The following is a 14,352-nucleotide window of genomic DNA, read 5'->3' as shown; positions in this document are numbered from 1 at the left end:
GTCAGCTCCCGTTGGCGATGACCGGATGCTCGAAGAAATAATCCTTCCACGAGGCCGGCTTGTTCTTGATGGCGCCGACCTGATGCAAAAATTGCGCAAGGCCCAGCGTATTCTGCGGCGCGACGCGGAACTGCGTTTTCGGATCCTTGATCACCTTCAGCAGCAGCGCGCGGTCGATATTGCCCTTATTCACCCGCAGGTAGGCATCGGCTGCGCCGTCCGGATTGGTCGCGATGTACTCGGCCGCCTCGGCCAGCGCATCGAGGAAGGCGCGGTAGGTCTTTGGATTTTCCTTCACATATTTTTCGGTGGCATACAGCACCGTTGCCGAGGCCGGCCCGCCCAGCACCTGATAGGAATCGAGCACGATTTTCGCGTTCGGGTTACCGGCAAGTTCTTGCTCCTGGAATGGCGGCCCGCCGAAGTGGGCGTTCAGTTCGGTCTTGCCGGCGATCAGGGCCGCGGCCGCGTCCGGGTGCGGCAAGGTCTGGGTGATCGGGTCGAGTTTCTTGAACTGGGCATTGCCCCACTGCTTGGCGGCGGCCATCTGCAGGATGCGGGCCTGCACCGACACCGTCACCGCCGGCAAGGCAATGCGGTCTTTCGGGCCGAAGTCGGCAATGGTCTTGACGTTCGGATTGGTGCTGACCAGGTAATAGGGGAAGCTGCCCAGCGAGGCGACGCCGCGCACGTTCTGGCGGCCCTTGGTGCGGTCCCAGATCGTCATCAGGGGGCCGACGCCGGCGCCGGCGATATCGATCGAGCCCGACAGCAGCGCATCGTTGATCACGGCGCCGCCGGACAGCTTGACCCAGCCGACGTCGACGTCGACGCCCTGCTTCTTGCCATGCTTTTCGATGAGTTTCTGGTCTTGCGCCACGTTCAGCAGCAGGTAGACCACGCCGAACTGCTCGGCGATGCGGATCTGGCCTTCGGCCTGGGCAAATGATGGCAGCGCCAGGGCCAGCGCGGCACCGAAGGCAATGAACTTCTTGTGGAGTGTCATGGGTTTCCCGGGTTGAGTCAGAACGGAACGTCGCCTTCGATGGTCGTGCGGTACAGCTTGCGGCGCAGGTGGTCCGGACAGCCGGCCGCCAGGTGCATCAGCGAACGGTTGTCCCAGAACACCATGTCGTGCGGCTGCCAGTGATGGCGGTACACGTGAGGCGCGCGCGTGCTGTGGTCGAACAGCGCGTCGAGCAGCTCACGGCTGCGCTGTTCAGATATGCCCAGGATGCGGGTCGTGAAGTGCTCGCTGACGAACAGGGCCTTGCGGCCGGTTTCGGGATGGGTGCGCACCACCGGGTGGCTGACCGGCTTGACTTCGTCGATCTGGGACTGGGTGAGCTTCGGGCGGAACGGGTTTTTCTGGCGCAGCTCTTCATACTTCGCCAGATACCAGTGCTCGGCCTGCAAGCCTTCGACCTCGCGCTTCAGGTGGTCAGGCAAGGCTTCCCAGGCCGTGTGCTGGTTCGCGAACAGGGTGTCGCCGCCTTCTTCCGGCAACTCTTGCGCATGCAACATCGAGCCCAGGCTCGGCGTTTCCTTGTACGACAGGTCGGAATGCCAGAAATGGCCGGCATCGCCCAGGCCGATCGGCTCGCCGTTCTCGCGGATGTTCGAGACGATCAATAGTTCGGGGTGGCCCGTCAGCTGAAAATTGCGCAGCACGTGAATTTGCAATTGCCCGAAACGACGGCTGAACTCCACCTGCTGGGCGGGCGTGATGTGCTGGTCGCGAAACACCAGCACGTGGTAGTCGAGGTGGGCGCGGTGCAGGCGTTCGAAGTCTTGCGCACTGAGGGGACGCGACAGGTCGAGGCCGACGACTTCGGCGCCCAGCGGCGCTTTGACAATGGGGTGGACAGCGAATGCTTGGCGGGGAATATCGAGCGGCATGATGGCGGAGGCGGTGTGGTCGTGTTGCTAGCGTAATGACGCTCCAATAGGCGAACAACGAATGATTTCGCGTATCTTCATGCAGTTTCTGAACGTTATGCAAATAGCATTGCCGTCTCCCTCCACTGTGAGATGTCGGTGCAGGCCAGGACGTTTTTTGCTAGGATGCGAAGGTTTTCCCTAAAGCACGAGTAAGACGAGCGCTTCCTTGAACCCGCATGGCCACAGATAAAGAACTCAACGACTTCCTCGAGAATGTCGAACGGCGTGCGTTCAAGCAGGCGGTGTATGCGGTGCGCAAGGACGAGTCGGCGCTGGACATCGTCCAGGACGCCATGATCAAGCTGGCCGAAAAATATGGCGACAAGCCAGCCGCCGAGCTGCCGATGCTGTTCCAGCGCATCCTGCAGACGACGATTCTCGATTACTTCCGCCGCGAAAAAGTGCGCAACACCTGGGTCAGCCTGTTTTCGGGCTTCAGCCGCCGTGAGGGAGATGACGATGACGACTTTGATATACTTGCCTCATACGCGGCTGAAGATGGATCGGCCGCGGCAGAGTCGAGTGCGGACCAGCTTGAGCGTGAACAAACTTTGCGCTTGATCGAAGAAGAAGTACAAAAGCTCCCAACGCGTCAACGGGAAGCCTTCCTCATGCGTTACTGGCAGGATATGGACGTGGCCGAAACGGCCGAAGCAATGGGATGCTCCGAAGGCAGCGTCAAGACACATTGCTCCCGTGCCACCCACGCCCTCGCCGCAGCGCTCAAGGCCAAGGGAATCACACTATGAATACCGACGACATCAACCTGGCGTATAAAATCCGCCATGCACTGAACGAACAGCTCGATACCCTGCCGGCATCGACCACCGACCGGCTCGCCGCCGCGCGCGCCGCCGCGCTCGCGCGCAAGAAGGCGGACGCGCCGGTCGAGTATTTCAAGCCGGCCCCTTCCGGCTGGCGCCAGATGCTGGCCGGCTTCGGCAATGCCCTGAGCGGCCCGGCCATGTCGCGCCTGGCCGTTGCGGTGCCGGTCCTGGCGCTGGTGATCGGCATGGGCGGTGTCTACCAGCACGAACAGCAACAGCAGATCGCCGAGCTGGCCGACATCGACGCGGCCGTGCTGTCCGATGAACTGCCGCTCAACGCGTACCTCGACCCTGGCTTTTCCGCCTATCTGGAGTCGCAGCAGCGCCGGCAATGACGAAGAACGACGCTTCACAGTCTCGCGCATCGAAGCCCGGCGCCTCGAAAGCACGGTTTCCCGTCCTGAAAACGGTGGCCGGGGTGCTGGTGGCGGGTGTCATCGCCTGGGTCATCGTGGACCGTTTCGACACCCCGTCCGTACTGCCGTCGGTGGCCGATGTCGTCGATGGCGAACGCAAGTCGCCCAAAACCTTCGACAAGCCCCTGTGGAACGATCTGAGCAGCGCCCAGCAAGTGGCGCTGGCGCCGCTGGAACCCGAGTGGAACCAGATGGAAGGACCGCGCAAGCGCAAATGGATCGAAATGTCGGCCCGCTTCGCCTCCATGCCCGCGTTCGAGCAGCAGCGCGTGCACGAACGCATGCGCCAGTGGATGAAGCTCACCCCCGAGCAGCGCGAACTCGCGCGCGAGAACTATAGCCGCACCAGCCGCCTGGCCCAGGGCGACAAGGCGGCCGACTGGGAAAACTACAAGCAGCTGTCGGCGGACCAGAAACGCAAGCTGGCCAACAGCCCGGCGGCGACGCGCCACAAGAGCATCCCGGTGGCGCTGCCTGAAGCGCCGATGCTGGTCACGCCGACGCCCTGCCCGCCGAACACCACCCGCCGCGGCGCCGAATGCATCCTGATCGGCACGGATACCGTGGTGCCGACCGACACCGCGGGCGTGCCGCCGGCGGCGCAGCCCGTCCCTGCTCCCGTTTCCCCGGCGACGCCGGGTCCGGCGGCCAGTTCCGCCGCCGATGGCGGCGCGATCGCCGCCCCGGGCGGCCAGCAGGCGCCCGCGCAGGCCGCCAATGCAAGCAACTGAGCCGCTTGCCAGTCCGGGCGCGGCTACTGCGGCGCACGCGGCCTCCTTCCCGACGCCGACCGTCAAGCGCCGCGTGACGGTGATGGTCTATGAATTCTTCCTGCTGTTCGCCGTCGAGATGCTGGCGGTGCTGGTCTACATCCTCCTCACCGGCAACCGCCAGGAGCCGCTGTTCCAGCATGGGCTCAAGCTCTGGCTGTTCCTGGTGACGGGCCTGTACTTCACCTGGTGCTGGCGCGACAGCGGCCACACGCTGGCCATGAAGACCTGGCGCGTCAAGGTGGTCCAGGCCGGCCACGCGCGCCTGCCATGGCGTACGGCCATCGTGCGCTTCCTGCTGGCCTGGGGCTGGTTCGCACCGGCGCTGCTCGTGTGCGCCGCCTTCGGGCTGCACGCCAGGGGCGAGATCGCCGTTGCGCTGACGGTCGGCATCGTCCTCTGGGCGCTCACCGCCTTCCTCGACCAGGACCGCCAGTTCCTGCACGACCGCCTGGCCGGCACCCGCCTGGTCCAGCTGCCCAAGATCAAGCGCTAGTCCTACCTCTAGCTTGCCGCGCGGCATTCGAACGCGGCGGCTTCCGGAATCGCGGAATAATCGACCTTTTCACTGTGAATGAAAGGTCAACGATGAAGCGATCGAATCTCCGCGTGGTCATCATGGGCGCCTCCAGCGGCATCGGCGCCGCGACCGCCATCGCTTTTGCCCGCGAAGGCGCCGACCTGGTGCTCGGCGCGCGCGGCAAGGAAGGCCTCGACGACGTTGCCCGCCGCTGCTTCCAGGCAGGCGGCCGGGCCGAAACGGTGGTGGTCGACGCGACCGACGCCAAAGCCGTGGCAGCCTTCGCGCGCGAAGCGCGGTCCATCCTGGGACAGATCGACCTCTGGTTCAGCAATGTCGGCGCCGGCGTGGTCGGCAAATACCACGACGTGCCCATGGACGACCACCGCCAGGTGATCGAAACGAACCTGCTCACCCATATGAACGACGCGCACGCGGTGCTGCCGGTCTTCTTGGAGCAGGACCACGGCATCTGGGTCAATATGATCTCGTCCGGCGGCTACGTCGCCACACCCTATGCCGCAGCCTACGCGGCCAGCAAGTTCGGCCTGCGCGGCTTTAGCGAAGCCCTGCGCGCCGAGGTAGGCAAGCGGCGCCATATCCACGTCTGCGACGTGTACCCTACTTTCGTGGATTCGCCCGGCTTTGGCCATGCGGCCAACTATAGCGGCGCCCATCTCTCGTATCCGCCGGGCGCGCTGGCGCCGGAAACCGTGGCCGACGCCGTCGTGAAGCTGGCGCGCCGCCCGCGCGACACGACCGTGATCGGGGCGCCCGCCGCCGCCATGAAGGCCACCCAGCTGGCGCCGAATCTCGTCGCGGCCGGCATGAACCGTTTCATGGATGCGTGGGCAAAACGGGCGGAACGCACGCCCGATACGCGCGGCGCGCTATACGAGGCGCCGCGCGGCGCCAGTGGCCTGCATGCCGATCCGAGCCGCCTCAATCAACCAAGGCCGCAGCCGAGCCAGCCGGCCAACAAGGTGCTGGTGGCCGGTGCGGCGGTGGTCGCCGCCGCGATCGGCATGCAGCTGCTGCGAAAGCGCGCGGATCAGTAGGTCAGGTTGATCTGCATGACGGCGGTGGTGCCGCTGACCTCGTTACCGACGATCAGCAGCGGCTTGCCGTTCGGCGACTTGTGTCCGGGGATCAGGGTCAGGCCTTCCGGACCCAGGTCGCCCTTGTCGCCGTCGCGGGTGTTCAGGTAGGTGACGAAGGAAGGCTGGGATGGTTTACTCACGTCATACACCATCACGCCACCGACGCGCTCCAGGCCGATGAAGGCGTAGTGTTTGTTGCCGAACTTGCCGACCACCGCGCCCTCTGGCTCCGGGCCCTTCGAGGCACTGCGGTCTTCCAGGTCGTTGTTGTCGTTGCTGGCGTTGAATTTGACGTTCGGCAGCGCCTTGGTACGCTGCTCGAACTCGTCGCCCGAGTCGTAGACGCGCTTGATGTCGGTGTCCCAGATCGAGAACGAACGGCCGCCGAAGGTATAGAGCTCGTTGCACTGCCCTGCCGCGTTCTTGCCGTCCTTGCCGCCATTCGGCGTCGTCGTGATGCGCAGGCGCCCCAGGTTCGAATCGAAGATCTGGTTGGCCGCGTCCGCGAAGACGGCGGGGTCCAGCCCTGCCGTGCAGTGCGCACGCACGCGGCTCTCTTCATTGAAGCCCGGCCAGTCGGCGCGCGCGTCTCCCTCGTTGGCGGTGATCAGGTAATGCTTGCCGTCCACCGAATAGCTGGCGATGGCGTCCGGCAGGTACATGCCCTTCACCGGCTGCGGGCCGATCTTGATGGCTGGCGAACCGCTGTTGGTATTGGCGCCGCCGTCTTCGTCCGACGCATCCATCCCCATGCCGGCGACGCTGTGGTCTTTAAAACCGAGCGGCTTGACCGCGGTGACCTTGGCCGTCGCGATATCGACGATGGCGATCGCGTTGTTCTCCTGCAGGGTCACCCAGGCCGTGCGGCCGTCGTCGCTGACGGTGATGTATTCCGGCTCGAAGTCCTGGGCTGCGCTGGCGTTCGGCCCGAAAATGCGGATGCCCTGCGCGCGCAGCGCGGTTTCCTGGCCGTTGAAGGCGCGGAAGTCGGCTGTCGCCACCGAGGGGGTACCGCCGCGGTTCACGGTGATAACGCTGACCGAACCTTCCGGATCGGTCGTGCCGGCCACGCCATAGCCGCTCGGCTCACCCTCGTTCGCGACCAGCACCTTGCTGCCGTCCGGCGTGAAGGTCAGCATGTCGGGCAGCGCGCCGACCTTGACGCTATTGACCAGCTTGAGGTCGGCCGCATTGTAGAAGGCGACGGTGCCCGGCTGGGTCTTGGGATTGGCTTCGATCGCCAGCGCCACCAGGCCGTCGTGCACGGCAACGCTGTTGACCGCCTTGCCCAGGCTGGCCACATTGATGGTGCCGATCAGTTTCGGCGTGCTTGGGGCCGCCAGGTCGAGCACGTCGACCGTGCCGTTGGCGCCGTTGACGACGAACAGGCGACGGCTGCCCGCATCATAGGCCGTGATCTCGGCCGCGCCGGCCGCTCCGCCGTTGTAGCCGCCGATCTTTTGCAGCGCGAGCGTGGTCGGGGTCGGATCGTCGTCGTCGCCGCCGCAGGCCGCGAGCACGCAGGCCAGCGCGATCGCGCTCAACATCGGGACGTAACCCGGAAAGTAACGGGAAGGTTTGGCGGGGCGACGCAGGAACATGGTTGTCGATTTTCCAAGGATGAAAAATCGACAGCATATGGATGCAAGATGACAGCCGTATGACTTCTCAGGCGCGTTCGACGGCGCGCTGCATCAGCTTGCGCGGCCACGGCAGCAGCTGGAACAGGATGCCGCAGGCCAGCGCCGGCAGGATGAACAGCTCGATCACCATATAGGCGCGGATGATCTTCCATGGATCCGGGTTGTTCGGGTCCATCCCGCCCAACAGGTCGCCATAGGAATGGCGCGCGATGTAGAGCGTGAGCGCGGTCATCGCCAGCCCGCAGGTCAGCGCCGCGACTGCCCCCAGCAGCACACGGCGCGGCGTGGTCTGCAGGCGCCGGCGCAGCGGCTCCAGCTTGACGGCCAGCGCCACCAGCATGCCGTGGGCAAGGCCCAGCGCACCCGCGATCAATGCGCCGAACAGCAGCGCCGCCAGGTAGAACGACGGCATGAGCTCGATGCGGCCCTTGGTGAACAAGGTGGCCAGGGTGAATTCGATCACGGGGATCACGGGCCCCAGCAACAGGAAGAACAGGACGCTGGTCGCGACGAGGCGGAACGAACTTGGCATAAGTAGAATGTAGAAGCGGTACAGAATCAGAAGCGCTCGACGTCGCGCAGGTAGCGCCAGCCGCCCGGCGGCAGGCTGCCCATGGAAATGCGGCCGATGCGCAGGCGGCGCAGCGCGGTGACCTTCAGGCCGACGTCGCCGCACAGGCGCTCGATCTGGCCGCGCTGTATGTTCTTGCCCGCGATGCGCAGGCGGGCCTCGCTTTGCCAGCTGGCGCGGAACATGCGGCCCAGTTTATCGAGGCCACCCTCGGCGATCTTTCCGTCCACCTCGGCCACGTATTCGTACTCGTTGCGCGGCGCATCTTCAACCAGCTTGCGCATCACGCGCCAGTCCTGGCTGAACACGACCAGGCCGGATGCCGTCGTCTCGAGCGGCGTCGCCAGCGCCAGCTTGAACAGGTGCCGGCGCAGGAAAGGCTTGCCGAAGCCATTGTCCAGCACTTGCGTGTCGGCGCCGATCGCCGCCAGCAGCGCGTCCTGATCGACGCCGGCCGGCTTGTGCAGCAGGATGGTGACCGGCTCAGGCTCGACCGGGGTCGCGCCCGGCAGCATCAGGACCTGTTGCCCGGCCGTGACGCGGGTGGCGGGATCTTCGGCCACCACGCCATCGACGCTGACCCAGCCGCCCGCGATATAGCGCTCGGCGTCGGCGCGCGAGCACCCCGCTACGTCAGCGACGCGTTTCGCGAGGCGGATGCCGTCGTCGGTGTTCGATGGTGCGGTCATGCGTGCCAATCAGAGAAAAATTCGGTGAATACGTCGATGGTGCGCTTGATGTCGGCGTTCGAGATATCGAGATGCGTCACCAGGCGCATTTTCGGGCCGACCGTGGCGCGGATCTGCGCGCGCTCCAGTGCCTGGCGCAGCGGCGCGCAGGCGGCGGCCGGCACGTCCATCCAGAAGATATTCGTCTGCGGCGTGCCGACGCTGAGCTGCTCAATCCTGGCCAGGCCGCGCGCCAGTTCGGCTGCGTTATCGTGGTCGTTGGCGAGCAGCGCGACGTTGTGCTCCAGCGCATAATGGGCCGCGGCGGCGATCACGCCGGCCTGGCGCATGCCGCCACCCAGCATCTTGCGCCAGCGCTTGCCCTGCTCGATGAGGGACTTCGGCCCCAGCAGGACCGAGCCGACCGGCGCGCCGAGGCCCTTGGACAGGCACACCGACACCGTATCGAAACCTTTTACGGCATCAACCAGGCTGATGCCCTGCTTGACGGCGGCGTTGCAGATGCGGGCGCCATCGAGGTGGGTCGCCAGGCCCTTGTCGTGGGCCAGCGTGGTCGCCGCAGCGATGTATTCCTGGCTCAGCACGCGGCCACCGATGGTGTTTTCCAGCGCCAGCAGGCGGGTGCGGGCGAAGTGCATATCGTCCGGCTTGATATAGGCCTCGATGTCCGCCAGGGCGATCGAGCCGTCCGGCTGGTTCGCGATCGGCTGCGGCTGGATGCTGCCCAGCACTGCGGCGCCGCCGCCTTCGTACTTGTAGGTGTGCGCTTCCTGGCCGACCAGGTATTCGTCGCCGCGGCCGCAGTGGGTCATCAGCGCAATCAGGTTCGTTTGGGTGCCGCTCGGGGCGAACATGCCGGCCTCATAACCGAACAGCTCGGCCGCATAGTCCTGCAGGCGGTTGACGGTCGGGTCGTCGCCGTAGACGTCGTCGCCGACCGGGGCGGCCACCATGGTGGCGCGCATCGCGGCGCTCGGCTGGGTCACGGTGTCGCTACGCAGGTCGATCCAGCGCTGTTGGTCTTGGCTCATCTTCTTATTCCGTGGTCTCGGCTTGCGGGGTATAAAAACGGCTCTTCATTTCATCCAGACCGACCTCGTGCAGCACTTCGTGCAGGCGTTCGCTCGGCCGGCGGCGCGGCAGGTTCTTATAGGTGGCGACGATCAACTCGTTCTTCATCGAGTGTTCCCAGCCCACCAGTTCGGTGACCGTGACCTGGTAGCCATGGGCCTCGAGCTGCAGGCAGCGCAGAACATTGGTGATCTGGCTGCCGAACTCGCGGGTGTGGATCGGGTGGCGCCAGATCTCGGTCAGCGCGCTGCGTTTGATGTCATTGCCCTTGTTCTTGCGCAGCACGGTGGCGACTTCGGCCTGGCAGCACGGCACCAGCACCATGTGCCTGGCCTTCTTCTTGAGGGCGAAGTCGATGGCGTCGTCGGTGGCGGTGTTGCAGGCGTGCAGCGCGGTGACGATGTCTATTGTCTGGGGCAGTTCTGTCGAGGTGGTCGACTCGGCCACCGACAGCGGCAGGAACGACATCCCATTGAAACCCAAACGCGCGGCCAGCTCGGTCGATTTGCTGACCAGCTCTTCGCGGGTCTCGATGCCGTAGATGTGGGAGCCCTGCTCCTGCCCCTTGACGAACAGGTCGTACAGGATGAAGCCGAGGTAGGACTTGCCGGCGCCATGGTCGACCAGCGAGACGCTGCCCTTCTCGTTCTTCACGTCGCGCAGCAGCGGCTCGATGAAGTTGTACAGGTGGTATACCTGCTTGAGCTTGCGGCGGCTGTCCTGGTTCAACTTGCCGTCGCGGGTCAGGATGTGCAGCTCCTTGAGCAGCTCGATCGACTGGCCGGGACGAACCTCCGGCGGCAGTTCCTGTGGCGCCGGGACTTTTTTGGCTTGCTCAACACGCTTCATGGACGGCTCAGTGGTTCTTTTCTGCGGCGTGGTTGATCGTGTATTTCGGGATCTCGACCACCAGGTCTTCTTCCGCGACGATCGCCTGGCACGACAGGCGCGAATTCGGCTCCAGGCCCCAGGCCTTGTCGAGCATGTCTTCTTCCTTTTCTTCCTGCTCGTTCAGCGATTCAAAACCTTCGCGCACGATCACGTGGCAGGTGGTGCAGGCGCAGACGCGGTCGCAGGCGTGCTCGATGTCGATGTCGTTGTCGAGCAGGACGTCGCAGACCGACTTGCCGCTAGGCGCTTCGAGCACGGCGCCGTCGGGGCAGAACACCGGGTGTGGGAGGATGACGATTTGTGGCACTTGGGTTACCTCGGTTGGTATGTTGTGTGTGGTGCGCTACTGCTTATTCTATGCCGCTGCTTCCGATCCGTCGTTCCCGCGAAGGCGGGAACCCAAGTCCTTGGCGCCCCAGCTACTATCGATGCTACTGGCAGAGCGAGCAAACTTGGGTTCCCGCCTTCGCGGGAACGACGTGCGGGCGATCGCGTTAGATCTCGTCCAGCGACTTGCCCGCCAGCGCCTTGCGCACGCTCTTGTCCATGCGGCGGGCGGCGAATTCTTCGGTGCCCCTGGCCAGTGCCTGCACCGCATTGTGCAAGGCATCCTGGCGTTGGCCCGCTGCGGTCGACGCGTCGTTCGACGCCGTCACCGCATCGCGCACCGCCTGCAGCTGCTGGCCAATCGCGGCCTGCTCTTCCGGCGCCAGCAGATCCACGTCGGCGTCCAGCGCCGACTGGGTCGCCAGCAGGATGCGCTCGGCCTCGACCTGCTCTTCGCGCAGCGCGCGCATCTGCATGTCTTCCGATGCGGAGCTGTACGACTCCTGCAGCATGCGCGCCACGTCGTCGTCAGCCAGGCCATAGGATGGCTTGACCGTGATCGACGCTTCCACGCCCGAACGCATTTCGCGCGCCGCCACTGACAGCAGGCCGTCGGCGTCGACCTGATACGTGACGCGGATGCGCGCCGCGCCGGCCGCCATCGGTGGAATGCCGCGCAGCTCGAAGCGCGCCAGCGAACGGCAGTCCGACACCAGCTCGCGCTCGCCCTGCACCACGTGCACCGCCAGCGCCGTCTGGCCGTCCTTGAAGGTCGTGAATTCCTGGGCGCGCGCCACGGGGATCGTCGAATTGCGCGGAATGATCTTCTCGACCAGGCCGCCCATCGTCTCGATGCCCAGCGACAGCGGGGTCACGTCCAGCAGCAGCCAGTCGTCGCCCTCGGCGCGGTTGCCGGCCAGTTGGTCGGCCTGGATCGCGGCGCCCAGCGCCACCACGCGGTCCGGGTCGATATTGGCGTGCGGGATGGTCTGGAAGAATTCCGAGACGGCGCGGCGCACGTGCGGCATGCGCGTCGCGCCGCCGACCATCACGACGCCGTCGACGTCGTCGACATTGACGCTCGCATCGCGCATCGCCTTGCGGATCGCATTCATGGTCTTGCCGACCAGGTGCTTGGTGATCTCGGAGAACACTTCGGCGGTGACCGACACCTGCACGATCTCGCCCGACTTCAGGATCGCCTCGACCGTCGTTTCTTCATTGGTCGACAAGAGTTCCTTGGCCTGGCGCGCCTTGACCATCAGGGTCGCGGTGTCGTGCTCCGACAGCGGCGCCAGCTTGGCCTGCTCGGTGATCCAGCAGAACAGCCGGTGGTCGAAATCGTCGCCCCCCAGGGCCGAATCGCCGCCGGTCGACAGCACCTCGAACACGCCCTTCGAGAGCTTGAGGATCGAAATGTCGAAGGTGCCGCCGCCCAGGTCGTAGACCGCGAAGACGCCCTCTTTGCCATGGTCGAGGCCATAGGCGATGGCGGCGGCGGTCGGCTCGGACAAGAGGCGCAGCACGTTCAGGCCGGCCAGCTGGGCCGCGTCCTTGGTGGCCTGGCGCTGGGCGTCATCGAAATAGGCCGGCACGGTGATCACGGCGCCGACCAGGTCGTCGCCCAGCGAATCCTCGGCGCGCTGGCGCAGCGTGGCCAGGATCTGGGCCGACACCTCGACCGGGCTTTTCACGCCGGCGACGGTGTTCAGCTGGACCATGCCCTGGCCATCGACGAAGTCGTAAGGCAGGTTTTCGGCGTGGGCGATGTCCTTGAGACCGCGGCCCATGAAGCGCTTGACCGAGACGATGGTGTTCTTCGGGTCGGTGGTCTGGTGCACGCGCGCCTTGTGGCCGATGTTGGCGTGGCCGTTCGGCAGGTAGCGCACGATCGACGGCAGCAGCGAACGGCCCTCTTCGTCGCTCAGCACTTCGGGGCTGCCGCTACGGACGGTGGCGACGAGCGAGTTGGTGGTGCCCAGGTCGATGCCCACGGCCAGGCGGTGCTGGTGCGGGGCGGTGGACATGCCGGGTTCGGCGATTTGGAGGAGTGCCATAGTCGTGATACCAATATTGTTTTTCTGCGCCGGGACGGAGCGACAGCTATTTTACGCTGGGACGCATTGCGACGCCGTAGGGTTGGCGGCGGAGCCGCCGACGCGGCGATTGTTATCGGCTCCGTTATTGCGCCGGATGAACTTGCCTCCAACTATCACCGCGTCGGCGGCGGAGCCGCCAACCCTACGCGTCAATGGCCTCGAATGCGTACTGGACTTCGTCGCCGAATTTATCCAGGAACATCAGCGAGCGCACGCCTTGTGCCGCGCCGACGTAGTCGCCAGCGTCGAGCTGCCGCTCGACCGCAACCAAGATATTCTTGCGCTCGGCGCGCAGCTGCGCTTCCAGGCGGTCGAGCGCAATGGCGTCCTTGGCCGCGCGCGCGTCCTCGAGCTCCTCGCGCCATTCCATCTGCTGCATCAGGAAGGCAGGCGGCATGGCCGTATTCGACTCGGTCTGCAGGTCGACGCCGTTCAGTTCGCACAGGTATTGCGCGCGCTTCTGCGGGTTGCGCAGCGTTTGATAGGCCTCGTTGGCGCGGGTCGCCCACTGCATCGCGACACGCTTTTCGGCGTCGGTGGCATTGACGAAGCGGTCCGGGTGGACGCGGCCCTGGACTTCGCGGTAGGCGGAATCGAGGGCGTCCTGGTCGACCTCGAATTGGGCCGGCAGCTGGAACAGGTCGAAGTGATTCTGCATCGGCTTAAATACGGAAGCTCTCGCCGCAGCCGCAGTTGTCCTTGACGTTCGGGTTGTTGAAGCGGAAGCCTTCGTTGAGCCCTTCGCGGGCGAAATCGAGTTCGGTGCCGTCGATGTAGGCCAGGCTTTTAGGGTCGACGAAGACCTTGACGCCGTGCGACTCGAACACCGCGTCTTCGGCGGCGCTCACATCGACGTATTCGAGCTTGTAGGCCAGGCCGGAGCAGCCGGTGGTGCGCACACCGAAGCGCAAGCCGATGCCCTTGCCCCGGCGTTCGAGGTAACGGTTGACGTGCTTCGCGGCTTTTTCGGTCAGGGTGATTGCCATGTGCTTCTCCAGCTCTTCTCTAAATATTCCAACGCTGCTGCAATGCCGTTGAACGTGAACGCGTGGACGGCGAAGCCGTCCACCCTACGTTCATTACGCTGCTGCCTTCTCGTGCTTCGCCTTGTAGTCGGCGACGGCGGCCTTGATCGCGTCTTCGGCCAGGATCGAGCAGTGAATCTTGACTGGCGGCAGGGCCAGTTCTTCGGCGATCTGCGTGTTCTTGATCGCCAGCGCCTCGTCCAGGCTCTTGCCCTTCACCCATTCGGTGATGAGCGAGCTCGATGCGATGGCCGAACCGCAGCCATAGGTCTTGAACTTCGCGTCTTCGATCAGGCCCTGGTCGTTGACCTTGATCTGCAGTTTCATGACGTCGCCGCAGGCCGGCGCGCCGACCATGCCCGTGCCGACTGCATCGTCGCCCTTGTCGAAGGCGCCGACGTTGCGCGGGTTTTCGTAGTGGTCGAGTACTTTGTCCGAATATGCCATGGTGATGCTCCTTCA

Annotated in this window: 17 protein-coding genes; 5 read left to right on the top strand and 12 right to left on the bottom strand. The window is 65.0% G+C overall.

All coding sequences use genetic code 11. From position 1 onward, the window contains the following. Position 1: 1 nt before the first annotated feature. Both AC3A6F_RS06390 and AC3A6F_RS06385 read right to left on the bottom strand, forming a co-directional pair. Positions 2 to 1,006, bottom strand: a complete 1,005-nt coding sequence (locus AC3A6F_RS06390; protein ID WP_487679118.1) for an ABC transporter substrate-binding protein — start codon at positions 1,004 to 1,006, stop codon at positions 2 to 4. 17 nt (positions 1,007 to 1,023) lie between these two features. After that, the gene (locus AC3A6F_RS06385; RefSeq protein ID WP_487679117.1) at positions 1,024 to 1,899 is read right to left on the bottom strand and encodes a TauD/TfdA dioxygenase family protein; all 876 of its coding nucleotides are present in this window, start codon (positions 1,897 to 1,899) and stop codon (positions 1,024 to 1,026) included. A 218-nt stretch (positions 1,900 to 2,117) separates the two neighbouring features. Between AC3A6F_RS06385 and AC3A6F_RS06380 the strand changes: the two genes are divergently transcribed. The 5 genes from AC3A6F_RS06380 (at position 2,118) to AC3A6F_RS06360 (ending at position 5,532) form a co-directional block, all read left to right on the top strand. Next, complete coding sequence (locus tag AC3A6F_RS06380; RefSeq protein ID WP_123070640.1) at positions 2,118 to 2,690, top strand: RNA polymerase sigma factor; 573 nt, start codon at positions 2,118 to 2,120, stop codon at positions 2,688 to 2,690. Next, complete coding sequence (locus tag AC3A6F_RS06375; protein ID WP_147933096.1) at positions 2,687 to 3,103, top strand: DUF3619 family protein; 417 nt, start codon at positions 2,687 to 2,689, stop codon at positions 3,101 to 3,103. Before AC3A6F_RS06380 ends, AC3A6F_RS06375 begins: the two co-directional genes overlap by 4 nt. Beyond that, positions 3,100 to 3,915 carry a DUF3106 domain-containing protein gene (locus tag AC3A6F_RS06370; protein WP_487679116.1) on the top strand — a complete coding sequence of 272 codons (816 nt, stop codon included), beginning with the start codon at positions 3,100 to 3,102 and terminating at the stop codon, positions 3,913 to 3,915. Before AC3A6F_RS06375 ends, AC3A6F_RS06370 begins: the two co-directional genes overlap by 4 nt. After that, complete coding sequence (locus AC3A6F_RS06365) at positions 3,902 to 4,450, top strand: RDD family protein (RefSeq protein ID WP_487679115.1); 549 nt, start codon at positions 3,902 to 3,904, stop codon at positions 4,448 to 4,450. The genes AC3A6F_RS06370 and AC3A6F_RS06365 overlap by 14 nt, the downstream gene beginning before the upstream one ends. A 92-nt stretch (positions 4,451 to 4,542) precedes the next feature. Then, positions 4,543 to 5,532, top strand: coding sequence for an SDR family oxidoreductase (locus AC3A6F_RS06360; RefSeq protein WP_487679114.1), 990 nt, complete (start codon positions 4,543 to 4,545; stop codon positions 5,530 to 5,532). Here AC3A6F_RS06360 and AC3A6F_RS06355 read toward each other — a convergent pair. The 10 genes from AC3A6F_RS06355 to iscU all read right to left on the bottom strand — a co-directional run bounded on the left by AC3A6F_RS06355 (position 5,526) and on the right by iscU (position 14,337). Then, positions 5,526 to 7,175: a choice-of-anchor I family protein gene (locus AC3A6F_RS06355; RefSeq protein WP_487679113.1), complete on the bottom strand. Its 1,650-nt coding sequence runs from the start codon at positions 7,173 to 7,175 to the stop codon at positions 5,526 to 5,528. The two genes, AC3A6F_RS06360 and AC3A6F_RS06355, sit on opposite strands and share 7 nt — an antisense overlap. A 67-nt stretch (positions 7,176 to 7,242) precedes the next feature. Then, positions 7,243 to 7,749 (bottom strand): hypothetical protein, encoded by a 507-nt coding sequence (locus tag AC3A6F_RS06350; RefSeq protein ID WP_487679112.1) that lies wholly within the window; start codon positions 7,747 to 7,749, stop codon positions 7,243 to 7,245. Between the two features lie 26 nt (positions 7,750 to 7,775). Beyond that, positions 7,776 to 8,477, bottom strand: coding sequence for an RNA pseudouridine synthase (locus AC3A6F_RS06345; RefSeq protein WP_487679111.1), 702 nt, complete (start codon positions 8,475 to 8,477; stop codon positions 7,776 to 7,778). After that, positions 8,474 to 9,508 carry a low-specificity L-threonine aldolase gene (gene ltaE / locus AC3A6F_RS06340; RefSeq protein ID WP_487679110.1) on the bottom strand — a complete coding sequence of 345 codons (1,035 nt, stop codon included), beginning with the start codon at positions 9,506 to 9,508 and terminating at the stop codon, positions 8,474 to 8,476. The genes AC3A6F_RS06345 and ltaE overlap by 4 nt, the downstream gene beginning before the upstream one ends. Positions 9,509 to 9,512: 4 nt before the next feature. Further along, positions 9,513 to 10,397, bottom strand: a complete 885-nt coding sequence (locus AC3A6F_RS06335) for a class I SAM-dependent methyltransferase (protein WP_487679109.1) — start codon at positions 10,395 to 10,397, stop codon at positions 9,513 to 9,515. 7 nt (positions 10,398 to 10,404) lie between these two features. Further along, positions 10,405 to 10,746: an ISC system 2Fe-2S type ferredoxin gene (gene fdx / locus AC3A6F_RS06330; protein ID WP_487679108.1), complete on the bottom strand. Its 342-nt coding sequence runs from the start codon at positions 10,744 to 10,746 to the stop codon at positions 10,405 to 10,407. A 187-nt stretch (positions 10,747 to 10,933) separates the two neighbouring features. Beyond that, positions 10,934 to 12,823 (bottom strand): Fe-S protein assembly chaperone HscA, encoded by a 1,890-nt coding sequence (gene hscA / locus AC3A6F_RS06325; protein WP_487679107.1) that lies wholly within the window; start codon positions 12,821 to 12,823, stop codon positions 10,934 to 10,936. 184 nt (positions 12,824 to 13,007) lie between these two features. Further along, positions 13,008 to 13,523 (bottom strand): Fe-S protein assembly co-chaperone HscB, encoded by a 516-nt coding sequence (gene hscB, locus AC3A6F_RS06320; protein ID WP_487679106.1) that lies wholly within the window; start codon positions 13,521 to 13,523, stop codon positions 13,008 to 13,010. 4 nt (positions 13,524 to 13,527) lie between these two features. Continuing rightward, positions 13,528 to 13,851 (bottom strand): iron-sulfur cluster assembly protein IscA, encoded by a 324-nt coding sequence (iscA, locus tag AC3A6F_RS06315; RefSeq protein ID WP_487679105.1) that lies wholly within the window; start codon positions 13,849 to 13,851, stop codon positions 13,528 to 13,530. 93 nt (positions 13,852 to 13,944) lie between these two features. Next, positions 13,945 to 14,337 (bottom strand): Fe-S cluster assembly scaffold IscU, encoded by a 393-nt coding sequence (gene iscU / locus AC3A6F_RS06310; RefSeq protein ID WP_005666324.1) that lies wholly within the window; start codon positions 14,335 to 14,337, stop codon positions 13,945 to 13,947. Between the last annotated feature and the right edge of the window lie 15 nt (positions 14,338 to 14,352).

This window comes from Massilia sp. Soil_C_3 (assembly GCF_057657035.1).
This window is presented reverse-complemented; position numbering and strand designations above follow the sequence as displayed.